The following is a 22,360-nucleotide window of genomic DNA, read 5'->3' as shown; positions in this document are numbered from 1 at the left end:
TTCTTAACAAACCCTATTAATAACATTCAAGCTACGCCTTAGTCTAAATTAAAAAAGTATTTTAATTGTCGAATTATTTAGTTAATATTATTACGTTATTAAAGTATATGATTTTTTTATTTTAAAACTATCATCCTCAAACATAACGTTGCTTGAAGTAAAGCAACTAACTTCGTAAAATAAGCAAAATTTTATTTCTGGTCTATTATGCAACTTCATCTAGTCGTTAATACCTTTGGTTCCGATCTTCAGCGCCGATATGGGGAAAAAATCTATAAACTCACCTTGCATGGTGGGTTTAGTTGTCCAAATCGTGATGGCACTATTGGCATGGGGGGATGCACTTTTTGTAATGTGGCTTCAATTATTGATGAATCTATTCAAGTGAAATCAATTGCTGATCAATTGGTATCACAAGCTCATCAAATGAAAAAATCCAAGCGCTATCTTGCTTATTTTCAAGCTTATACTAGCACTTATGCCGAAGTTGCCATACTAAAAAATATGTACGAGCAAGCGCTAAATAGTACTGATATTGTTGGGCTTTGTGTTGGTACTCGCCCAGATTGTGTACCCAGTGAAGCGCTTGATTTGCTTGCTAGTTATCAAGCTCAAGGTTTTGAAGTTTGGTTAGAGTTGGGCTTACAAACTGCTCACGATAAAACCTTACATGATATAAATCGTGGGCATACTTTTCACGATTATCATCAAACCGTACAAAAAGCGCGTAAACTTGGCATTAAAGTGTGCACTCACTTAATTATTGGGTTACCTAAAGAAACCAAACAAGATAACTTAATAACTTTAGAACAAGTGTTAAATAGTGGTGTTGACGGCTTAAAGTTACACCCTTTGCATATTGTGGATGGTAGCATTATGGCAAAATCGTGGCGGGCAGGTCGCCTTGAGGTTTTGTCTTTAGCACAATATGTCGATATTGCAGGTGATATTATTCGTCAAACACCAGCAAATATTTTATATCATCGTATTTCAGCTAATGCGAGAAAACCCACCCTGCTTGCGCCAGATTGGTGTGAAAATCATTGGCAATCGATGAACGCTGTCGATCAGAATTTACGCCAGTTTGGTGCTCAAGGTAGCGCCATTGGGGATTGCTACAGTTTTAAGCTTTAGCCGTTCTAGAAGTGGCTAACAACTATAATCTATAATAATATTAACATCATTAATAACGGCGAGTTAAAGTAGAAATGGATTTTATGGATATGGAAATATTATTGACGATATTTCTTGATCCTTGCCAAAATATTGGTTGTGTTTACCTCGATAAATAACTTACAAAACATGCAATGCTGGACAAAACTTTACATTACGTTATACTTGTTAACGAAATTAACCAGACAATCGCTGCTTTGTTGTAGTCCTTTATTAAAGGAGACGAACAAAGGGGAGGAAAGTCCGGGCTCCATAGGGCAGAGTGCCAGGTAACGCCTGGGGGGCTTTTGCGAGAGCAAAAGTTTACGACAAGTGCAACAGAGAGCAAACCGCCGATGGCTTATTAATAAGATCAGGTAAGGGTGAAAGGGTGTGGTAAGAGCACACCGCGCAATTGGTAACAGTTGTGGCATGGTAAACTCCACTCGGAGCAAGGTCAAATAGGGATTCTTTGGCGCGGCCCGCGTTGAATCCGGGTAGACTGCTTGAGCTAATACGTGAGTATTAGCCTAGAGGAATGATTGTCCACGACAGAACCCGGCTTATCGGTTAATTTCAATTTTTCTTAATTTTGCTCATTAATACTATTTTTTGGTCGAATTTTTTAATTTATTCTTCTGGGCTAACCAACGTTTTAATACTAGCCAAATCGAAAAAAGCAAGCCGATTACTAATAAGAACACTGGGATCAGCATTAATAGCGACATAATTTGCTTTTCATAAGTTTTGAAAATAGGCGATAACCCAAATAGATAGCCTAATGTCACAATTAAGGCAATCCATAATGTTGCACTAATCCAATTATAAATATGGAATTTTCGACTGTGTAGCCCTGACAACCCTGCCATCATCGGTAACAATGTACGTACGAAAGCAATAAACCGTCCAATAAATAGAGCTTGTAATCCGTACTTATGGAATAATACTTCAGATTTATGATGGTATTTTTCAGGAATATGTGCCATCCAATTTTGCACTAGCTTAGTATTGCCAAGCCACAGTCCTTGCGCATAACCTAACCACGTTCCAAATGCTGCGCCAGAAATTAAAATAAGGTTGATTAAACCAAAATGGAATACATTTTGACTAATTAACACACCAGTTAGAAATAATAAGCTATCACCGGGTAAAAAAGCTGCGGGTAATACGCCATTTTCTAAAAGAATAATAATAAATAACATACCATATAGCGTCCATAGCACATTAGGATTTGAAAGTGTTGCTATATCCATGTTAACAAATGCTTGGTAAAGTGTAATTATGGTTTCCATTTATTTTAATATCCCATCCTCATATTATTTTTATTGGCTAATGGTACCACCAACGGTTAAATTATTCACTTTTAATGTAGGTTGTCCGACTCCAACAGGAATGCTCTGTCCTGCTTTACCACAAACGCCAACACCAGAATCTAATTCAAGGTCATTACCAACCATTGACACCTGTTGCATCGTTTCAATGCCAGAACCAATTAGTGTTGCGCCTTTTACTGGTGTTGTTATTTTGCCTTTTTCAATCAAATAGGCTTCTGAGGTTGAAAAGACAAACTTACCAGAGGTAATATCTACCTGTCCTCCCGCAAAATTAGGGGCATATAGCCCATAATCAACACTGCTAATAATATCGTCAAAGGAAGAATTGCCAGCTAACATATAGGTATTTGTCATTCTTGGCATCGGTAAACACGCATACCCTTCACGACGTCCATTACCAGTTGAATATGTATTCATCAATTTTGCGTTGAGTTTATCGAACATATAGCCCTTTAAAATGCCATTTTCAATAAGCACTGTTTTTTGGCTAGGCGTTCCTTCATCATCAATAGAGAGTGACCCGCGTCGATTTTCGATAGTGCCATCATCAACAATAGTACACAATTCTGAGGTAACTTGTTCACCTATTTTTCCTGAAAAAACCGAGGTGTTTTTGCGGTTAAAGTCACCTTCCAAGCCATGCCCTACCGCCTCATGTAACAATACACCAGGCCAACCAGCACCTAAAACAACGGGCATTGTTCCTGCTGGCGCTGCTTTAGCTGAAAGAGCAACAAGTGCTAGGCGTACCGCTTCTCGAGTATAGCTATCAACATAACTTTCTGTCGTTTTAGGGTTAATGGTTAAAAAATATTCATAACCAAATCGTCCACCACCACCGCTACTTCCTCGTTCGCGTTTACCTGATTGTTCAACTAGCACAGAAACAGATAATCGAGCCAAAGGCCGAATGTCAGCACGTAATGTGCCATCAGTCGTTGCGATTAAAATATCTTCGTAGCTCCCTGTTAAACTGCATGATACTTCGATAACTCTTGGGTCAATTGAACGCGCCAATTTGTCAACTTTTTGCAACAATGCAATTTTCTGCTCTTGAGAAAACGAATTGATCGGGTTGATTGAAGGGTATATTGGCACTGTTTGCGTAGACTTAAACGGGGTCACTGCTACAGGTGTTTGTAATTTAGTTATTGAATTTGCTGCTAATACACTTTGTTCTAAACGTGCTAATGAAAGTTGATCTGTATATGCAAACCCCGTTTTTTCACCGGCAATAGCCCTAACGCCAACACCTTGATCGCGGTGAAATGAGGCATTTTTTATAATACCATCTTCAAGTAACCAACTTTCATAGTAACCCGATAAGAAATACAAATCACCAAAATCAATTTGCCTTGTGCTAAGCATATCAAGCAGATGTAAAAGATCTTGTTGGTTTAGATTATTTGGATTGAGTAATTGTTCACTCACTTGATTTAGTATCATAAATTCCTTAATTTTTAAATGTGGATGCGAGCTTGTTTATAATTGATTATAGATATCCAATTATAATGGCTTTTTAGCTTTCATCACTCTTCTTCTTAATGTATCGTTTTCTGAAACTCTTTTCTACAAAATAGTTTTGATTACATTAATACAACATCGTATTGTTCTTGAATATAAAGCGGTTCAACTTTCACTTCGACGCGTTTACCCACAAAGATTTCAACTTCAGCTAAAGCGTGCGATTCATCATTAGTTAACGCGTTAGCTACGGCAGCTGAAGCATAAACTAAAAAATACTCCGAGTGATGCGCTTTATACACACGAACGATTTCACGCAAAATTTCGTTACAAATAGTTTCTACTGATTTGACCATGCCTCGTCCTTTGCAAGCAGGGCACTGTTCGCACAAAATATGCCCGATACTTTCGCGTGTTCGCTTGCGTGTCATTTCGACTAAACCTAAACTCGAAAATAAATTAACGGTAGTTCTTGCTCGATCTTTAGATAAAGAATCATGGAGTGATTGTAACACCCGTTCACGATGCAGGTCTTCTTGCATATCAATAAAATCAATAATAATAATGCCACCTAAATTACGTAAACGCAATTGGCGAGCAATCGCAATTGTTGCCTCAATATTGGTATTAAAAATCGTTTCTTCTAAATTTCGATGACCTACAAATGCGCCAGTATTGATATCAATGGTTGTCATAGCTTCAGTTTGATCAATAATCAAATACCCGCCAGATTTCAATTTGACTTTACGATCTAATGCTCTTTGGATCTCGTTTTCGGTATCATAAAGATCGAAAATGGGAATATTACCACGATAATGCGATAATTTACTGGTCACTTCAGGCATAAATTCTTGTGTGAATTCAATTAATAAATCATACGTTAACTTTGAATCCACCAAAATCCGTTCAATTGGCGCGCCAACAAAATCACGCAACACACGTTGTGATAATGCTAATTCACCATATATTAGATTTTTACTTACTGGGCGCGCCATACGCTGTTGAATTTTAGCCCAAAGTCGTTTTAGAAAATTGGCATCTTGTTCTAATTCATAGGCATTTGCGCCTTCTGCTGCGGTTCTAACAATAAATCCGCCTTCGTTAGTGACATATTGCTCGACAATACTTTTTAGCCTTTCGCGCTCTTGTTCGCTTTCTATGCGTTGTGAAGTGGCCACATGTGCAGAATTTGGCCCAGGCATTAATACTAAATAACGCGATGGTAAAGTTATATCGGTTGTCAGCCTAGCGCCTTTAGTGCCTAGAGGATCTTTAACTACTTGTACCATTAAATCTTGCCCTTGGCGGACAAGTTCAGAGATATCTTTTACTTGAAATTGTTCTTGTTCAGTATCAGATACACACTCAGTATGAGGCATAATATCTGATGCATGTAAAAAAGCCGCTTTTTCAAGCCCAATGTCCACAAAAGCCGCCTGCATTCCAGGTAATATACGGATTACTTTACCTTTATAGATGTTGCCAACAATACCTCGTCTAGATTCACGATCAACATGAATTTCTTGTAGTACGCCATCTTCAATATAAGCGACGCGAGTTTCAGACGGTGTTATATTCATTAATAATTCAACAGACATAAGATTCCTTTTTAATTGATAGCAAAGTTTCGTCTTATTAGCCGCAAAAATAGATAGATGACAATCCATAATAAGCCATCAATACAACTTGATAGCAAAATTAATGGTGATATCGTTATAGTATGATAGATACTGACTTGGAGTAAAAATACCAGTAAATTATAACATACTGATACCCCAAAAATAATAAACGATTGTTGCCACAAAGCTAAATTGCGTATCAATTGGAATTTAAAAACAAGTAAATAAGCAATACATGAATAAATAAAAGCATGGCTTCCCAAAATCGAGCCTGTGCATAGATCTATCAATGCTCCAAATACAAAAGCGGTTCCAATCCCAACTCGATGTGGAAGTGCAATTAACCAATAAGCAAAAATAAGGAGCAGTAAATGTGGTTTAAATATATTATATTCTGGTGACCACGGTATAATTTGCAAACATAAGCCAATAAATAACGTTATCCAAATAATCAATATTCGATTACGTTCCCTCATGTTTCACTCCTTGATTTTCCCCTAATAACAATAAATAACGTAAGCGTTTTAAATCAGCTGTTGGTGTTGCTGAAATAATAGGCGTTGAATCTGTAAGATCTAGTTTTACTGAGCTGACTATCGCAACAGGATAACCTTCAGGGAATCGTCCATCCAGCCCAGAAGTAACTAAAACATCACCTACTTTTATGTCCACGTTATTAGGCATAAATTCTAATATTAAATCATTACTACATCCGTTACCCACAGCGATCATACCAATATCATTTCTTTGCACCTGAACAGGTATTGCATGTTGATAATCGCACACTAAAATTGCACGGCTGGTTGATTGAGCCGTTTCATAAATTTGTCCAATAATGCCTTTTTCATCTACAACAGGCTGCCCAACATAAACACCATCTTGTTTGCCTTTATTGACAACAAATTGATAAACATAAGGATTGGTATCTGTAAGTAATACTTGCGCAGCCATCTTATGTTCATCATGCCTTAAAGGAGAGCCTAGCAATTCACGAAGTCTTGCATTTTCATGTTTTAAATGGTCAAGTAATAATAGATCATTTTTTTGTTGTAATAAGGTTTCATGCAATTTTGCATTTTCATCTATTAAGGCTTCTCGCGTTTTAGACATTTCATAAAGCGAATCAAACGACGACTTTGGTGCATCTGAAACATAATATAAGGGCGAAATAATGGTATCTAAATAGTAGCGAATCTCTTTAAATGGGCGATAATTGATATCTAATACAATTAGGATCAATGCAAGCGCCAGAGAAGTAAATAATTGTACACTGAGAGGCGAACGTTTAGAAAAAAGTAATTTCATTGTTCAGTACTTACCTGTTTTATACTTGAGATCTACTTATGTTAAGAAATGGTTCCGCCGACAATGTCGGCGGTAGAAAATATGAGTTGTTTACTGACTAATTATTTCATTAACATGAAGATAATTAACAATTACTCTTCACTAAAGAGATCTCCACCATGCATGTCTACCATATCTAATGCTCTGCCGCCCCCTCTAGCAACACATGTTAGTGGATCTTCTGCTACAACAACATGAATACCAGTTTCTGCTGATAATAATTTATCGATGTTACGCAATAAAGCACCTCCACCGGTTAAAACCATGCCATGTTCTGAAATGTCAGAAGCAAGCTCAGGAGGACACTGCTCTAATGCAACTTTAACGGCACTTACAATACCACTTAATGGTTCTTGTAATGCCTCTAAAATTTCATTAGAGTTTAAAGTAAAGCTACGTGGTACACCTTCAGCAAGGTTACGTCCACGTACTTCAATTTCAAGTACTTCATCACCAGGGTAGGCACTACCTATAAAATGTTTGATTTTTTCGGCAGTAGCTTCACCAATTAATGCACCATAATTACGGCGAACATAGTTAATAATCGCCTCATCAAATCGGTCGCCACCGATGCGTGCCGATGCCGAATAAACCACACCATTTAATGAAATGACTGCTACTTCAGTAGTTCCACCACCAATATCAACGACCATTGAACCTGTTGGTGCAGAGACTGGTAAATCCGCACCAATAGCCGCAGCCATTGGCTCTTCAATTAAATATACTTCACGGGCCCCCGCACCTAGTGCTGACTCACGAATTGCACGGCGCTCAACTTGTGTCGCGCCGACAGGAACACAAACAAGGACTCGTGGGCTTGGTCTTAAAAAACTATGGCTATGTACTTGGCGAATAAAATACTGCAACATTTTTTCAGTGACTGAAAAATCGGCAATAACACCATCTTTCATTGGTCTTATAGCTGCAATATTACCAGGCGTTCGCCCTAACATCTGTTTCGCAGCTTGTCCAACAGCGGCAACGCTTTTCGGTGTGCCTGTGCGATGATCTTGGCGTATCGCTACCACTGAAGGTTCGTTTAATACAATGCCTTGCCCTTTTACATAAATAAGTGTGTTTGCTGTACCTAAATCGATGGATAAATCATTTGAAAACAAGCCGCGAACTTTTTTGAACATAATAAAAACTCTTCCTAGAATGAATCTTGTTTAAGTATATTTTCGTGTTTAAAAGCAAACCATGGAATCAAAAAATATCTATTTTCAGCTTTATCCAAGCTAAATAGAGTGCCATTTAATTCTTCTAAACCACGGCTAACCCCAATAATAACTAACGTTGGCTATTGTATCGCAATTATAAAATAATACCTAGAAAATAGTATAACATGTGTTTGTAAAGGAGATATATAATGACAAATTCTGTTTTACAGTGTATTCTTCCGCGTTAATGTTGAGTTACAACCTTGTTATTGGCGAAAGACTCTTTTTGTCAATGGCGAGGATGCAGTAAAAATAATTGTTACTTATATCAAATAAACACGGTGTAATTCATGGATATACGCAAAATTAAAAAATTAATTGAATTAGTTGAAGAGTCAGGTATTTCTGAACTTGAAATTTCTGAAGGTGAAGAGTCGGTTCGAATTAGTCGTTCTGCTCCTACCACAAACTATTCGGCGCCAGTACAAAATATTCAAATTCCTCAACCAGCTCCTGTCGTTGTGGCTCCAACAGTTCAAGCCGAAGTTGTAACAGATGCTGTTGCAACTGATGGTACAACAATTAAATCCCCTATGGTTGGAACTTTTTATCGTACACCAAGTCCAGAATCAAAAGCTTTTGTTGAAGTTGGTCAAACAGTAAATGTTGGTGATGTGCTTTGCATCGTCGAAGCGATGAAAATGATGAACCAGATTGAATCAGAAAAAGCTGGTACAATAAAAGCCATCTTGGTTGAAAATGGTCAACCAGTTGAATTTGATCAGCCACTATTCATTATTGAATAATCTGAATTTATTATTGACTATACGATTAAGAGATTGAATATGCTTGATAAAATTCTTATTGCGAACCGTGGAGAAATAGCTCTACGTATATTACGAGCATGTAAAGAACTTGGAATTAAAACTGTTGCTGTTCATTCGACGGCAGATAAAGATTTAAAACATGTATTACTAGCAGATGAGACAGTCTGTATTGGTTCAGCTGCTTCAGCAAAAAGCTATCTTAATGTTCCCGCATTAATTTCAGCTGCAGAAGTCACTTGCGCAGCAGCTATCCATCCTGGATATGGTTTTTTATCTGAGAATGCAGATTTTGCTGAACAAGTTGAACGTTCAGGCTTTATTTTTATTGGTCCAAAACCTGATACTATTCGCCTAATGGGGGATAAAGTCTCTGCAATTCATGCGATGAAAAAAGCTGGTGTACCTTGTGTTCCTGGTTCAGATGGTCCGTTAGGTGGCGATATTGAAACCAATAAACAAATCGCTAAACAAATCGGCTATCCTGTTATTATTAAAGCCTCTGGTGGAGGCGGTGGTCGTGGTATGCGTATTGTTCGTGAAGAGAAGGATCTTGAACAATCAATTAATATGACCAAGCTAGAAGCCAAAACAGCGTTTAATAATGATATGGTTTACATGGAAAAATTTTTAGAAAATCCACGCCATATCGAAATCCAAGTCCTTTCTGATGGCCAAGGCCATGCCGTTTATTTAGGTGAGCGTGATTGCTCAATGCAAAGACGCCATCAAAAGGTTGTGGAAGAAGCCCCTGCGCTTGGTATTACCCCTAAAATGCGTCAATTTATTGGTGAGCGTTGCGTTAATGCATGTATTGAGATCGGTTACCGTGGTGCTGGTACATTTGAATTCTTGTTTGAGAATGGCGAATTTTATTTCATTGAAATGAACACCCGTATTCAAGTAGAACATCCTGTTACTGAAATGGTAACCGGCGTTGACTTAATCAGAGAGCAAATTTCAATCGCCGCAGGCAATCCTCTATCAATTAAACAAAGTGATATTGAAATTAAAGGCCACGCAATTGAATGCCGAATTAATGCCGAGGATCCAAAAACGTTTATGCCTTCACCAGGGAAAATAACCCGTTTTCATGCTCCTGGCGGTTTTGGTATTCGTTGGGAATCGCATATTTATGCTGGTTATACTGTTCCTCCTTATTATGATTCAATGATTGGTAAATTAATTGCTTATGGTGAAACCCGTGAAGTTGCTATTGCCCGTATGAAAAATGCATTAGCTGAACTGGTTATTGATGGCATTAAAACCAATATTGATCTTCATATTGATATTATGAATGATAAAGGTTTCCAAAAAGGCGGCACAAACATTCATTATTTAGAAAAGAAATTAGGCATTTATGAGTAACAAAATAATCCCTATTTATTAGGGATTATTTCTATATAAAAGAATCAATAAGGTATGGGTAAAAATAAATGAAAAATTGGAAAAGAAGTGCTGAAGAAATTTTAACATTAGGTCCTGTTATTCCCGTTATTGTTATTGAGCGTTTAGAAGATGCGGTACCACTAGCTAAAGCGCTAATTGCTGGCGGAGTAAAAGTACTTGAAGTTACATTAAGAACTGCTTGTGCAATTGATGCAATAAAGAAAATTATTCAAGAAGTGCCTGAAGCGGTGGTTGGTGCAGGAACAGTAACAAGTGTTGCGCAACTAAAACAAGTTACCGAAGCTGGCGTTCAATTTGTGATAACACCAGGTATTACTGATGCTATTTTAAAAGCGGCGGTTGAAGGTTCAGTACCTGTTATTCCTGGTATTGCAACTATTTCTGAGTTGTTAACTGCACAAGAATATGGTCTCACTGCATTAAAATTTTTCCCTGCTGAAGTCAATGGTGGTGTTGCTGCATTAAAAGCTTTTGCTGGTCCCTGCGGATATATAAAATTTTGCCCAACAGGAGGAGTAAATCCGAAAAACTACCGTGATTATCTTGCTCTTGATAATGTGCTTTGCGTGGGCGGTACTTGGTTTATTCCAACTGATGCAATTGCAAAAGGTGATTTTGCTAAAATTACCGAGATGGCTAAACAAGCCGTTGCTGATGCACAATAATGATTGATTCCGCCGATAAAATATCGGCGACTACTCAAAACCTAACCTTCTAACTCTTATTAGCTTCTTAGTCCACGACCACTTTCAATAAGCTTCCATGCAATTACATAAAGCACGGTAACAAACAAAATTAGCATCGAGAAGGTAATTGATAACGATACGTCTGTCACTCCTAAAAATCCATAACGAAAACCGTTAATCATATAAACTATTGGGTTAACTTTGGATATCCATTGCCAAAAGGTTGGCAACATAGTAATCGAATAAAAAACGCCACCAAGGTATGTTAATGGTGTTAATACGAATGTAGGAATAATGCTTATATCGTCAAAAGTTTTGGCAAACACGGCATTTAATAAACCGGCTAATGAAAACAAAATTGAAGTTAATAGTAATGTGCAAACAACAAATAACCAAGAATGCACCTCATAACGAACAAAAAATAGTGACACTATAGTAACTAAAATACCAGTTAAAATACCTCGCATCACACCCCCTCCCACATATCCCAAAATAAGAATATGTGTTGGCACAGGTGCTACCAATAATTCTTCAATGTTACGTTGAAATTTAGCACTAAAAAACGATGAGCAAACATTAGTATAAGAATTGGTAATTACTGACATCATTATCAAACCAGGTACAATAAATGCCATATAGCTAAAGCCCCCCATATCACCAACTCGAGAGCCAATTAAATTTCCAAAAATAATAAAATAAAGTGACATCGTAATAACTGGGGGGATGAGTGTTTGGATCCAAATTCTCAAAAAACGCGTCACTTCTTTACGCCAAATACTTTTTAAGGCAATCCAATATAAATTATTCATCAATGCTACCTTTTTGTTTTGTATCATTATGTAACAGATCAACAAATAGCTCTTCTAAACGATTCGCTTTATTTCGTACGCTGATCACTTTAATATTTTGCTGATTGAGTTGCTCAAACAATTGGTTTAATCCAAGTTGTTTATCGACTTTCACTTCTAACATGCCCATCTCAATATCAGAATAATTATAGCCATGTAATTCAATCGGTTTAGAGGTTGGCACGTAATCAATAATAATTGTTTCAGATTGGCTTTTTGCCAGTAGATCGCGCATTGACGAGTTTGCTATCAATTGGCCTCGTTGAATAATACCAATATTACGGCATAGCATTTCAGCTTCTTCTAAATAATGAGTAGTTAAAATAATTGTGATACCTTGACGATTGATAACGCGCAAAAAATCCCACATAGAGCGACGTAGTTCAATATCAACGCCTGCGGTTGGTTCATCAAGAATCAACAATTTGGGTTCATGCACAAGCGCTCTTGCTATCATTAATCGTCTTTTCATACCGCCTGATAACATATTGGCTCGGCTATGGCGTTTATCCCATAAATCTAAAATTCGTAAATATTTTTCAGCGTGCTCTAATGCAAGTTTTCGGGGTAATCCATAATAACCACCTTGATTAGTGACTATTTGTAGAACTTCTTCAAATGGATTAAAGTTAAACTCTTGTGGCACAAGCCCTAATTGCCTTTTGGCGTTTACTATGTCGTTATCTAAGTCGTAACCAAAAATTTTCACTTTTCCCGATGTTTTAGTTACTAATGAACTGATAATACCGATAGTTGTCGATTTACCAGCACCATTTGGTCCTAATAAGGCATAAAAATCACCCGCCTGTACAGTTAAATCGATACCTTTTAATGCTTCTATACCATTTTTGTAAACTTTTTTCAGCGAGATTAACTCAAGTGCAGGAGTTGATGGCATAAATATGTCCTAAATGAATCAATTACTATTTAAGTGATATAATATCATGTTAAATGAATCGACAATATAATCAATTTATTGTAAAGAACGGTTTAATTTTATTTATACCAAAGAAATAAATTATCATTTCGATATTATGGTGCATATTATTGAATGTGGTCACTAACACAGTGAATTCAATTGTGTCTGTATATCTAATTATTGCTTAAGGAATAAGTGTTATGTTTAAAATTGGCTTAATTTCAATATCTGACAGAGCTTCAAGAGGTGTTTACCAAGATGAAGGTATTCCATCATTAATATCATGGTTGCAAACAACACTAAAAACGCCTTTTATTACCGAAAATTATATTATTCCTGATGAGCAAACTATCATCGAACAAACATTATGCGAGCTGGTTGATAATTTACATTGCCATTTAATTTTAACTACGGGTGGAACTGGCCCAGCCATGAGAGATGTAACGCCTGATGCAACATTAGCGATCGCCGATCGGGTGATGCCTGGTTATGGTGAGCAAATGCGGCAAATCAGTTTACATTTTGTGCCAACTGCGATTTTATCTAGGCAAGTTGGTGTTATTCGTAAAAAATGCTTAATTATAAACCTACCAGGCAGACCAAAATCAATCAAAGAAACGCTTGAGGGGGTTAAAAATAATCAAGGCAATGTCATTATTAACGGTATATTTGCTAGTATCCCCTATTGTATACAACTATTAGACGGGCCTTATATCGAAACCCATGATCATATAGTCAAGTCTTTTCGCCCTAAAGATGCAATTCAGTCAAATCTTTAATTTTATGCAAATTTAACGCATAATTATGTATATGATAATTATGCGTTAGATGTATAATTTATCAATATAAATAACGGTTATTAATACTATCTAAAAAATCGTGGAGTAAGCTAGCGTGAATAGTACGCAGTTTTATTCTCGGTATTATAACTGCATGTATTAGTAGAAAAAGTAACAAGTAAAGAAACAAGGAACATTATGAAATCAACCGATCTCACTAAGACATTTAAAGAGATGCTTCGCCAAGAGAAGTTTAGTTCGCAAGTAGAAATCGTCCAAGCGTTGCAAGAACAAGGTTTTGATAATATCAATCAATCCAAAGTCTCACGCATGCTTACCAAATTTGGCGCAGTGAGAACCCGTAATGCAAAATCCGAAATGGTCTATTGTTTGCCTGCAGAAATAAGTGTACCAACAACTAGTAGTCCATTAAAAAATTTAGTCCTTGATATTGATTTCAATAGTTCAATGGTGGTCATAAAAACCAGTCCAGGCGCTGCTCAACTAATTGCTCGTTTGCTAGATTCTATCGGTAAATCAGAGGGGATTTTGGGCTCAATTGCTGGCGATGATACAATTTTTAGTACACCAACCAAAGAATATACTGTAAAAAAATTGTACCAAACCATTATTGAACTATTTGAGCGAGAATTATAGCGCTTTTAATTTCGTTATATTCAGGTCGAATGAATTTTAAAGTTTAACCTATTGACACAATTAATAAAATCGTTAATGCTATACAACGCTGATTTCGTAACAGAAGTTGCAAAAACGAAGAGGCGCATTACTCAGGTAAATCATTTTAGGAACTGGAGCCACTAATAAATGATTGAGGGGATGTAATGCCGAGGTTTGATTGCCAATCCAGAAGCAATCAAATCGACTGCAAGGGCTGAATCCCTTGGGTTGTCACCTTAACAGGTGGAGCGCTTCACGGTTTGTGCTTTTTAATTGTAAATAGGACATTCCCGCTCTAACTCTGTTAAAAATAAAAATTTTTAATATGAGGAATTCATGGAAACATCATTTGTAATTGCTAAATTTGGCGGTACTAGTGTTGCCGATTATTCAGCAATGGTAAATAGTGCCAATATTGTAATCGCTAATCCCAACGTAAAAGTTGTTGTATTATCGGCTTCTGCTGGCGTGACAAATTTACTAGTTGCATTAGCTGAAGGACGTGACGCTGAGGTGCGCACTCAACATATTGCTAAAATTCAATCAATCCAATACGGCATCTTAGAACAATTGCCAGAAAACCCTAAACTACGAAGCGAAATCGACCAAATCATTGCTAACATAGCTTCTTTGTCTGAGGCAGCTAGTTTAGCAACTTCACCGGCATTAACAGATGAGCTTGTAAGTCATGGCGAAATTATGTCATCAAAACTGTTTGTCGAAATATTAAAAGAAAAGCAAACAAATGCTATGTGGTTTGATGTACGTAAAGTGATGCGCACCGATGATAAATTTGGTAAAGCCACGCCTAAAATTGAGGATATTAAACAGCTTTGTTGTGCTCATTTAAAATCACTAAATAATAGCAGTGTTATTGTGACACAAGGTTTTATTGGTAGTGAAAGTTCTGGTAAAACCACTACGTTAGGTCGTGGTGGAAGCGATTATACAGCAGCTTTATTAGGTGAAGCATTAAATGCAAGTCAAATTGATATTTGGACAGATGTTGCAGGGATTTATACCAACGATCCTCGTATTACCCCTGCCGCTAAGCGCATTGATGAGATATCGTTTGCTGAAGCTACAGAAATGGCAACATTTGGCGCAAAAGTGCTACACCCAGCAACACTGGTTCCAGCCGTGCGTAGTAATATTCCTGTTTTTGTCGGTTCCAGTAAAGCTCCGCAAGAAGGGGGAACTATTGTTTACAACACTAATAGCATTACATCTAAATTGCCTGTATTTAGAGCGTTGGCGTTACGTCGCAAACAAACTTTGCTGACGCTAACTAGCCTAAATATGCTTCATGCACAAGGCTTTCTAGCAAATGTGTTTACAATATTAGCTAAACATAATATTTCGGTTGATTTAGTGACAACATCTGAAGTAAGTATCGCATTAACTATTGATACCACAGGTACTAATACCAACGGTAGCAGTTTGTTAACGAAAGAACTATTTGATGAACTGTCAACTGTTTGCCATGTCACAGTTGAAGAAGACTTGGCTTTAATTGCTATTATTGGAAATAATTTAACTTCAACACAAGGTATAGCCAAAGAAGTTTTTGGTGTACTAGATGATTTCATTATTAGACTTTGCTGTTATGGAGCAAGTACCCACAATCTTTGCCTTTTGGCAAAAAGCAATGATGCAGAATCAATTATTAAAATTTTGCATAAAACAATTTTTGAACAGTAATATTAAAAGGGAGATTTAATCTCCTTTTTACTTATTCATAATTATTTTCTTGTTTCAATAAATAATTTATGTTAAAAATAAGGCCAAAATGCCATCAATTTTAATTATAACGAATTATATAAAGATAAATTATTAATGAATTAATAATATTTTATCTACTGCACTCATATATAGGTAATTTTTTAGGTTAATCATCTATTGTTAAATTGCTTAACATTAGTTATTAATCTATTTTGAATATTGTTTTTTACTTTTAATTAATTGATTAAAGCTATTACATTAAATATCAACACCTGTTAGATTTTTTATTTAATCTGAGTAAACTAAAACTAAGTTCAATAACAAAAGGAAATTATCATGGGTATTATAAGTTGGATAATTCTAGGATTAATTGCCGGCTGGATTGCGAAGTTTTTTATGCCCTTAGGAAGTGTAGGGGTGATAAAAACGATTTTATTAGGCATTGCGGGTGCCTTAGTAGGTGGATATATTAGCACCTTCTTTGGTTGGGGTAGTGTGACAGGATTTAACTTCCCTAGTTTGTTAATTTCAGTGCTTGGGGCGATTGTGGTTATTTTTATTTATCGCCATTTAAAACAATAGTTGTTTTTATGCTAAATTGGCGGGAAACCGCCAATTTAGATAACCCTATAATTTAAACTATCAGACACTTTCTCCCTCTTATTCTAATACCGAATAACTTGAAAAGAAATTTAACGTTTCTAAATAGAAACAACAGCCGTTCTTAATTCCACTTTTATAGATTAACTATTTTAGCCTTTGTTTGAAATAATAACTAAATAATGCGCGTAAGGATTATTTTTTATCACCTAATTTAGGCTATCATTAACCAGTCTTCATTTTAATTGTCATTTTTATTAAATAAAATCTTTTAACGTATATTTGAGTTAAATGGATGATGAATAACTTAAATATGCATGTTTGCTTACACGATTCAAATAAGTCTTCTAATCACATAAAAAAAAAGATTTACCATAATATTTTTCAGGTTATGGAAATAGATTCATTGATCCTTTAGTGTATTTTTCAATAAATGAACATGCTCAGTGTAACTAATTAATGATTTATTTAAGGGTAAAAATTGCTTACTATTTTAAATTTGTCTATTTTTCCTTACAAAGTTCATAATAAGTAATTTCGCCATATCTCGATTTTTGTTATATTATTTAACAAAATCCATTAAATTTAACTTGTAGATTATAATGTTAAAAATATTCAACACATTAACTAGAGAAAAAGAAACCTTTCAACCAATTACTCCAAATAAAGTCGGGCTCTATGTCTGTGGCGTCACTATTTATGATCTTTGTCATATTGGTCATGGACGCACGTTTGTGGCATTCGATGTTATCACTCGATATTTACGTTTTTTAGGTTATGATTTAACTTATGTGCGTAATATTACTGATGTTGATGACAAGATTATTAAACGTGCGCTCGAAAACGGCGAAACCTGTGATCAACTTACTAATCGAATGCTACAAGAAATGTATGCAGATTTTGATGCACTTAATATAAAACGCCCTGATTTTGAACCTCGTGCGACGCATCATATGCCACAAATCATTCAATTAGTTGAAGAATTAATTTTAAAAAATCATGCTTATATTGCCGATAACGGCGATGTTATGTTTTCGGTAGACAGTGATCCAAATTATGGTATTTTATCTCGCCAAAATTTAGAACAGCTTCAAGCAGGAGCGCGAGTTGATGTGGTTGATGTTAAACGTAATCCAATGGATTTTGTATTATGGAAGATGTCAAAGCCTAACGAACCAAGTTGGGACTCACCATGGGGAAAAGGTCGTCCTGGTTGGCATATTGAATGTTCTGCGATGAACAGTTACCAATTAGGCAATCATTTTGATATTCATGGTGGTGGTTCTGATTTAATGTTCCCACATCATGAAAATGAAATTGCCCAATCAACTTGCGCACACGATGGGCAATACGTCAATTATTGGATGCATTCAGGCATGGTCATGATAGACCAAGAAAAAATGTCAAAATCACTCAATAACTTTTTCACTATTCGTGATGTATTAGCGCATTATGATGCCGAAACAGTACGTTATTTTTTACTATCTGGTCATTATCGAAGCCAATTAAACTATAGTGAAGAAAATCTAAAACAAGCAAGAGTAGCGCTAGAGCGGCTATATACTGCATTACGAGACACCGATCCTGCTCATTCGCGCACAACACCTGATAGTAACTATTACCGCCAATTTTGTGACGCAATGAATGATGATTTTAATACACCTGAAGCTTATTCAACTCTTTTTGACCTTGCTCGCGAAATCAATAAAGCTAAAGCAGATAATAATATGCCACTCGCTAATGAATTAGCTGCTGAATTACGTTATTTATCATCAGTGCTGGGGCTATTGGAACAAGATCCTGTAAAGTTTTTACAAGGTGATAATAAAGAGGATGCTGATAGTGCATTAATTGAAGCATTAATTAAACAACGCAACGAAGCAAGAGCGAGCAAGAATTGGGTGCAAGCAGATGAAGCCCGAGACAAATTAAATGCGATGAACATTGTTCTTGAAGATGGTGCAAATGGTACTACTTGGCGCAAGAAAAATTAATCGGTTAATTTTTGGTTATTACAATCAGCTATTTTTAAAAAACGCCCACATATTAGTGGGTATTTTTTTATCAGTTATCACAACTTTTTATCTATCGACGTTAAAATGCCGCGTAAAATATTTAACTCTTGTTGTTCAATACGCGCTCGGGTAAATAATCGACGCAAACGTCCCATAATTTGCCCTGGATGATTGGCATTGATAAAACCTGTCTGTAATAAAGTTTGTTGTAAATGCTGGTAAAAACGCTCTATATCAGCATCTACTGGAAACTCTGAGTTTATATTGCCGTTGCCTTTTAATTCAGATCGCTGATCGTCAAGATTTAGCATTGACATGCGAATTTCGTAGCACAAAACTTGTACTGACATTGCCAAATTTAGAGAACTATAATCAGGATTAGCAGGAATTTCGACATGGTAATGGCACTTTTGCAATTCTTCATTGGTTAAACCAACTCGCTCACGCCCAAACACTAAAGCAACTTTAGAACGAGTATTGGTCGTTTCTTGAATAATTTTATCACTACACTCTTTCGGTGTTAAATGAGGCCATTGTAAACTACGAGAACGTGCACTAGTGCCAATTACTAAAGTACAATCGGCAATTGCTTGCTCAAGCGACGCAAAGAGTTGTGCATTTTTAATAATATCACTAGCTCCTGCCGCTAACGAAATCGATTGAGAATCAGGTTTGATGATTGGGTTGACTAAACAAAGGTTAGTTAATCCCATTGTTTTCATTGCTCTTGCCGCAGAACCCATGTTGCCTGTATGCGATGTTTCGACTAAAACAATTTTTACATTATCTAAATAATTCACATCATCCTCATTAAAATATTAATCAATCATAACTAAAAAATGCATAAAATAAGTATATACTAAAATGGCATTAAAGTGCAGAATATAGGTGATTACTGATACGATTAGATATTAATAAAATTGTTTTCCATTATAAAAATAATAAAAAAAACAACATGTGATTAACTGCTATTAATAGTAAATTAGCATAAAATGTAAAATTGAATTTTTTAGACAACAATCACAAAATAGGATTAATAATAAAGATTATATTGACGAGCCAAATATAATTTGGCACTGTATAATCATGAAAATGGCTCAAATCAATAACGGCATTAACCATCGTCTGAAAAAACAAGGAGATTAATTATGGCGTTAAATATTACCAGTAAACAAATGGATATTACTCCTGCTATGCGTAGCTATTTAGAAGAAAAATATACTAAATTGGACAAATGGCGAGCACAATTAATAAATCCTCATTTTATTTTATGCAAAGAGCCAGACGGCTTTGTCGTTGATGCAACCATTATCACAAAAGGCACACCATTAGTGGCGTCAGCTAAACATATTGATATGTATGCAGCGATTAATGACCTTATTGAAAAGCTTGAAAAACAGCTTAATAAACTGCAACATAAAGGTGAAGCACGCCGAGCGACAAGCAGTATAAAAGATACTGTATTAGAAGAAATTTGATTTATTTTTTCGATGCAATAAAAAGGCACTTCGATAGTGCCTTTATTTTTTTGCTTGTTATAATACAACCTATCTTTTTTTAATATCATTATAAAAATGACTACAAATCCTTTGTTACCTTTACGCGATAAAATTAATGAACTTGATAAGATGTTGTTAGAGCTTATTGCTAAAAGGCGTAATCTTTCAACACAAGTTATTCACACAAAAATTGGAGCAAATATTCCTGTTCGCGATATGGAGCGTGAGCGTTCACTTATTATTTCATTAATTAATCAAGGGAAAAACTATCATCTTGATGATGTGTTTATTAAACGTTTATATCAATTAATTATTGAAGACTCAGTCCTATTACAACAAAAAATTTTACAAGAAAAACTGAATGACGATATTATCGCCACAGCCAAAGTTGCTTTTTTAGGACCTAAGGGTTCTTATTCACATTCAGCAACACGCCGTTATGCAAGTGCTCACTTAGATCAGATGATCGAATCTAGTTGTACTTCATTCAAAGATGTATTTGAGCAGGTTGAAAGGGGCGAAGTCGACTATGGAATTTTGCCGATAGAAAACTCTAGCTCCGGTTCAATTAACGAAGTGTATGACTTATTACAAAAAACCAACTTGCATATTATTGGCGAGCTTTCATTACCTATTGATCATTGTGTGCTTGCCATGCCGAATTCGCAATTAGAGCAAATCGACACTATTTATAGCCACCCACAACCCTTCCAGCAATGTAGTAATTTCTTAGAAAGTCACCCTCATTGGAAGATTGTATATTGTGATAGTACTTCATCAGCAATGGAAACCGTTGCTAAATTGAATAAGCCGAATGTTGCCGCAATGGGGAATAAGGATGGTGGCGAATTATATGGATTACAAGTTCTTAAACATAACTTTGCTAATCAAAAAGAGAACATAACGCGTTTTATCGTGCTTGCAAGACAACCAATTGCGGTTTCAGATCAAATTCCTGCTAAAACCACTATTTTAATGAAAACAGGCCAACAAGCTGGTGCTTTAGTTGATGCGTTATTAGTACTACGCAATCATAATATCATCATGACTAAGCTTGAATCTCGTCCAATTCATGGTACACCATGGGAAGAAATGTTTTATATTGATTTACATGGCAACATTCATTCTTATGAAATGCAAACAGCGCTTAAAGAGCTAGCTTCAATGACACTATATACCAAAGTGCTCGGATGCTATCCAAGTGATTCTATTGTTTCTATAATGTAACCATTATGACAATGCAACATTTTTCACAAGCGGTACTTAACTGGTATGAGAAGTATGGTAGAAAATCATTACCATGGCAACTCGAAAAAAGCGCCTATCATGTTTGGTTATCAGAAGTGATGTTGCAACAAACACAAGTTGCAACGGTGATTCCTTACTTTAACCGATTTATTGAGCAATTTCCTAAGATAACAGACCTAGCACAAGCACCACTTGATGATGTATTACATCTTTGGACTGGACTGGGTTACTATGCAAGAGCGCGCAATTTACATAAGGCAGCACAAACAATTGCGGAAAAATTTAATGGCTCATTTCCAACACAATTTGATGATGTGGTGGCGCTGCCTGGTGTGGGGCGTTCAACTGCTGGCGCTATTTTATCTCTTTCGCAAAATCAGCATTATCCCATTTTAGATGGCAATGTAAAACGTGTGCTCACTCGATATTTTGCTGTTGAAGGCTGGCCAGGTATTAAAAAGATTGAAAATAAGCTCTGGGAATTAAGCAAGCGAGTGACACCTAAGCAAGATGTTGCAAAGTTTAATCAAGCCATGATGGATATAGGTGCAACGGTTTGTACTCGCAGTAAACCTAAGTGCACTTTATGCCCTTTGCATGGTAACTGCTTAGCTTATAAGACAGAAAGTTGGCAACAATACCCAACCAAAAAAACTAAAAGTACCATTCCTGCAAAGACAGCCTATTTTTTAATGCTGGAATATAATAATACGATTTGGCTTGAAAAAAGACCTCCGTCTGGCATATGGGGAGGATTATACTGTTTGCCTCAGTTTGCAAGCCAACAAGCATTAACTGACTGGTTAAAAAAACAAGGTATTGAAACCACAAAACCCAAGCAACTTATTGCATTTCGCCATACATTTAGCCACTTTCACTTAGATATTGTTCCAATTTATTGTGTAATTACTAAACATACAAAATGTTGGGAACAACCTTGCGGTTATTGGTATAACCTAAAATCCGACAATGCAAAAATAGGGCTTGCAACACCTGTTTATAACTTATTAAAACAAACGTCTTGTTAACGTTTGTTTATCAATACTCATGCTATTTTTA

The 22,360-nt window shown here is 36.1% G+C and carries 21 protein-coding genes, 1 other RNA gene and 1 riboswitch; of the genes, 13 read left to right on the top strand and 9 right to left on the bottom strand.

Annotated elements, in window-relative coordinates:
* Window positions 1–207 precede the first annotated feature (207 nt).
* Both A9G28_RS03250 and rnpB read left to right on the top strand, forming a co-directional pair.
* Window positions 208–1,134, top strand: coding sequence for a TIGR01212 family radical SAM protein (locus A9G28_RS03250; protein WP_065567742.1), 927 nt, complete (start codon window positions 208–210; stop codon window positions 1,132–1,134).
* 212 nt (window positions 1,135–1,346) lie between these two features.
* Window positions 1,347–1,734, top strand: an RNA gene (gene rnpB / locus A9G28_RS03245) — RNase P RNA component class A.
* Window positions 1,735–1,757: 23 nt separating this feature from the next.
* Here the strand turns inward: rnpB and A9G28_RS03240 are convergent.
* From A9G28_RS03240 to A9G28_RS03215, 6 genes are all read right to left on the bottom strand, one after another.
* Entirely contained in the window at window positions 1,758–2,444 is a 687-nt protein-coding gene (locus tag A9G28_RS03240) for a DedA family protein (RefSeq protein ID WP_065579751.1), read from the bottom strand.
* 30 nt (window positions 2,445–2,474) lie between these two features.
* Window positions 2,475–3,932: a metalloprotease TldD gene (tldD, locus tag A9G28_RS03235; RefSeq protein ID WP_065579750.1), complete on the bottom strand. Its 1,458-nt coding sequence runs from the start codon at window positions 3,930–3,932 to the stop codon at window positions 2,475–2,477.
* Between the two features lie 140 nt (window positions 3,933–4,072).
* Complete coding sequence (rng, locus tag A9G28_RS03230) at window positions 4,073–5,548, bottom strand: ribonuclease G (RefSeq protein WP_065567739.1); 1,476 nt, start codon at window positions 5,546–5,548, stop codon at window positions 4,073–4,075.
* Window positions 5,549–5,559: 11 nt separating this feature from the next.
* Complete coding sequence (gene mreD / locus A9G28_RS03225; protein WP_065567738.1) at window positions 5,560–6,045, bottom strand: rod shape-determining protein MreD; 486 nt, start codon at window positions 6,043–6,045, stop codon at window positions 5,560–5,562.
* Window positions 6,032–6,874: a rod shape-determining protein MreC gene (mreC, locus tag A9G28_RS03220; RefSeq protein WP_065579749.1), complete on the bottom strand. Its 843-nt coding sequence runs from the start codon at window positions 6,872–6,874 to the stop codon at window positions 6,032–6,034. Before mreC ends, mreD begins: the two co-directional genes overlap by 14 nt.
* Window positions 6,875–7,005: 131 nt before the next feature.
* Window positions 7,006–8,052 (bottom strand): rod shape-determining protein, encoded by a 1,047-nt coding sequence (locus A9G28_RS03215; RefSeq protein ID WP_065567736.1) that lies wholly within the window; start codon window positions 8,050–8,052, stop codon window positions 7,006–7,008.
* Between the two features lie 371 nt (window positions 8,053–8,423).
* Between A9G28_RS03215 and accB the strand changes: the two genes are divergently transcribed.
* The 3 genes from accB (at window position 8,424) to A9G28_RS03200 (ending at window position 10,972) form a co-directional block, all read left to right on the top strand.
* The gene (accB, locus tag A9G28_RS03210) at window positions 8,424–8,879 is read left to right on the top strand and encodes an acetyl-CoA carboxylase biotin carboxyl carrier protein (protein ID WP_065567735.1); all 456 of its coding nucleotides are present in this window, start codon (window positions 8,424–8,426) and stop codon (window positions 8,877–8,879) included.
* Between the two features lie 39 nt (window positions 8,880–8,918).
* Window positions 8,919–10,265 carry an acetyl-CoA carboxylase biotin carboxylase subunit gene (accC, locus tag A9G28_RS03205; RefSeq protein ID WP_065567734.1) on the top strand — a complete coding sequence of 449 codons (1,347 nt, stop codon included), beginning with the start codon at window positions 8,919–8,921 and terminating at the stop codon, window positions 10,263–10,265.
* 68 nt (window positions 10,266–10,333) lie between these two features.
* Window positions 10,334–10,972, top strand: a complete 639-nt coding sequence (locus tag A9G28_RS03200; RefSeq protein WP_065579748.1) for a bifunctional 4-hydroxy-2-oxoglutarate aldolase/2-dehydro-3-deoxy-phosphogluconate aldolase — start codon at window positions 10,334–10,336, stop codon at window positions 10,970–10,972.
* A gap of 59 nt (window positions 10,973–11,031) precedes the next feature.
* Here the strand turns inward: A9G28_RS03200 and A9G28_RS03195 are convergent, their stop codons facing one another.
* Both A9G28_RS03195 and A9G28_RS03190 read right to left on the bottom strand, forming a co-directional pair.
* Window positions 11,032–11,802: an ABC transporter permease gene (locus tag A9G28_RS03195; RefSeq protein ID WP_065567732.1), complete on the bottom strand. Its 771-nt coding sequence runs from the start codon at window positions 11,800–11,802 to the stop codon at window positions 11,032–11,034.
* A complete protein-coding gene (locus A9G28_RS03190) occupies window positions 11,795–12,739 on the bottom strand; it encodes an ABC transporter ATP-binding protein (protein WP_065567731.1) in 945 nt (314 codons plus the stop codon). The genes A9G28_RS03195 and A9G28_RS03190 overlap by 8 nt, the downstream gene beginning before the upstream one ends.
* A 221-nt stretch (window positions 12,740–12,960) precedes the next feature.
* Here A9G28_RS03190 and mog point away from each other — a divergent pair, with 221 nt between their 5' ends.
* From mog to cysS, 5 genes are all read left to right on the top strand, one after another.
* The gene (gene mog / locus A9G28_RS03185) at window positions 12,961–13,539 is read left to right on the top strand and encodes a molybdopterin adenylyltransferase (protein ID WP_065579747.1); all 579 of its coding nucleotides are present in this window, start codon (window positions 12,961–12,963) and stop codon (window positions 13,537–13,539) included.
* Window positions 13,540–13,737: 198 nt separating this feature from the next.
* Complete coding sequence (gene argR, locus A9G28_RS03180) at window positions 13,738–14,196, top strand: transcriptional regulator ArgR (RefSeq protein WP_065579746.1); 459 nt, start codon at window positions 13,738–13,740, stop codon at window positions 14,194–14,196.
* A 109-nt stretch (window positions 14,197–14,305) separates the two neighbouring features.
* A riboswitch (Lysine riboswitch) is annotated at window positions 14,306–14,479 on the top strand.
* Between the two features lie 74 nt (window positions 14,480–14,553).
* A complete protein-coding gene (gene lysC / locus A9G28_RS03175; protein ID WP_065579745.1) occupies window positions 14,554–15,918 on the top strand; it encodes a lysine-sensitive aspartokinase 3 in 1,365 nt (454 codons plus the stop codon).
* Window positions 15,919–16,275: 357 nt separating this feature from the next.
* Entirely contained in the window at window positions 16,276–16,521 is a 246-nt protein-coding gene (locus tag A9G28_RS03170; protein WP_065567727.1) for a GlsB/YeaQ/YmgE family stress response membrane protein, read from the top strand.
* 620 nt (window positions 16,522–17,141) lie between these two features.
* The gene (cysS, locus tag A9G28_RS03165) at window positions 17,142–18,533 is read left to right on the top strand and encodes a cysteine--tRNA ligase (protein ID WP_065567726.1); all 1,392 of its coding nucleotides are present in this window, start codon (window positions 17,142–17,144) and stop codon (window positions 18,531–18,533) included.
* Between the two features lie 77 nt (window positions 18,534–18,610).
* Here the strand turns inward: cysS and trmJ are convergent, their stop codons facing one another.
* Entirely contained in the window at window positions 18,611–19,297 is a 687-nt protein-coding gene (gene trmJ, locus A9G28_RS03160) for a tRNA (cytosine(32)/uridine(32)-2'-O)-methyltransferase TrmJ (protein WP_065579752.1), read from the bottom strand.
* A 405-nt stretch (window positions 19,298–19,702) separates the two neighbouring features.
* Here trmJ and raiA point away from each other — a divergent pair, with 405 nt between their 5' ends.
* The 3 genes from raiA (at window position 19,703) to mutY (ending at window position 22,329) form a co-directional block, all read left to right on the top strand.
* On the top strand, window positions 19,703–20,032 hold the full coding sequence (raiA, locus tag A9G28_RS03155; RefSeq protein ID WP_065567725.1) for a ribosome-associated translation inhibitor RaiA: 330 nt from the start codon (window positions 19,703–19,705) through the stop codon (window positions 20,030–20,032).
* Between the two features lie 96 nt (window positions 20,033–20,128).
* A complete protein-coding gene (gene pheA, locus A9G28_RS03150) occupies window positions 20,129–21,280 on the top strand; it encodes a bifunctional chorismate mutase/prephenate dehydratase (RefSeq protein ID WP_065579744.1) in 1,152 nt (383 codons plus the stop codon).
* A gap of 5 nt (window positions 21,281–21,285) precedes the next feature.
* A complete protein-coding gene (gene mutY / locus A9G28_RS03145) occupies window positions 21,286–22,329 on the top strand; it encodes an A/G-specific adenine glycosylase (protein ID WP_065567723.1) in 1,044 nt (347 codons plus the stop codon).
* Window positions 22,330–22,360 lie beyond the last annotated feature (31 nt).

It is taken from the genome of Gilliamella sp. Fer1-1, from assembly GCF_001690825.1.
GTDB lineage: Bacteria > Pseudomonadota > Gammaproteobacteria > Enterobacterales > Orbaceae > Gilliamella > Gilliamella apicola_C.
Note: the sequence above shows the minus strand (reverse complement) of the source record. Positions and strands in the feature narration are given on the sequence as shown.

Bases quoted from the DNA above. Each gene is read 5' to 3' on its own strand.
- A9G28_RS03250 (WP_065567742.1), top strand. From the start codon at position 208: ATGCAACTTCATCTAGTCGTTAATACCTTTGGTTCCGATCTTCAGCGC.
- A9G28_RS03240 (WP_065579751.1), bottom strand. From the start codon at position 2,444: ATGGAAACCATAATTACACTTTACCAAGCATTTGTTAACATGGATATA.
- tldD (WP_065579750.1), bottom strand. From the start codon at position 3,932: ATGATACTAAATCAAGTGAGTGAACAATTACTCAATCCAAATAATCTA.
- rng (WP_065567739.1), bottom strand. From the start codon at position 5,548: ATGTCTGTTGAATTATTAATGAATATAACACCGTCTGAAACTCGCGTC.
- mreD (WP_065567738.1), bottom strand. From the start codon at position 6,045: ATGAGGGAACGTAATCGAATATTGATTATTTGGATAACGTTATTTATT.
- mreC (WP_065579749.1), bottom strand. From the start codon at position 6,874: ATGAAATTACTTTTTTCTAAACGTTCGCCTCTCAGTGTACAATTATTT.
- A9G28_RS03215 (WP_065567736.1), bottom strand. From the start codon at position 8,052: ATGTTCAAAAAAGTTCGCGGCTTGTTTTCAAATGATTTATCCATCGAT.
- accB (WP_065567735.1), top strand. From the start codon at position 8,424: ATGGATATACGCAAAATTAAAAAATTAATTGAATTAGTTGAAGAGTCA.
- accC (WP_065567734.1), top strand. From the start codon at position 8,919: ATGCTTGATAAAATTCTTATTGCGAACCGTGGAGAAATAGCTCTACGT.
- A9G28_RS03200 (WP_065579748.1), top strand. From the start codon at position 10,334: ATGAAAAATTGGAAAAGAAGTGCTGAAGAAATTTTAACATTAGGTCCT.
- A9G28_RS03195 (WP_065567732.1), bottom strand. From the start codon at position 11,802: ATGAATAATTTATATTGGATTGCCTTAAAAAGTATTTGGCGTAAAGAA.
- A9G28_RS03190 (WP_065567731.1), bottom strand. From the start codon at position 12,739: ATGCCATCAACTCCTGCACTTGAGTTAATCTCGCTGAAAAAAGTTTAC.
- mog (WP_065579747.1), top strand. From the start codon at position 12,961: ATGTTTAAAATTGGCTTAATTTCAATATCTGACAGAGCTTCAAGAGGT.
- argR (WP_065579746.1), top strand. From the start codon at position 13,738: ATGAAATCAACCGATCTCACTAAGACATTTAAAGAGATGCTTCGCCAA.
- lysC (WP_065579745.1), top strand. From the start codon at position 14,554: ATGGAAACATCATTTGTAATTGCTAAATTTGGCGGTACTAGTGTTGCC.
- A9G28_RS03170 (WP_065567727.1), top strand. From the start codon at position 16,276: ATGGGTATTATAAGTTGGATAATTCTAGGATTAATTGCCGGCTGGATT.
- cysS (WP_065567726.1), top strand. From the start codon at position 17,142: ATGTTAAAAATATTCAACACATTAACTAGAGAAAAAGAAACCTTTCAA.
- trmJ (WP_065579752.1), bottom strand. From the start codon at position 19,297: ATGGGTTCTGCGGCAAGAGCAATGAAAACAATGGGATTAACTAACCTT.
- raiA (WP_065567725.1), top strand. From the start codon at position 19,703: ATGGCGTTAAATATTACCAGTAAACAAATGGATATTACTCCTGCTATG.
- pheA (WP_065579744.1), top strand. From the start codon at position 20,129: ATGACTACAAATCCTTTGTTACCTTTACGCGATAAAATTAATGAACTT.
- mutY (WP_065567723.1), top strand. From the start codon at position 21,286: ATGACAATGCAACATTTTTCACAAGCGGTACTTAACTGGTATGAGAAG.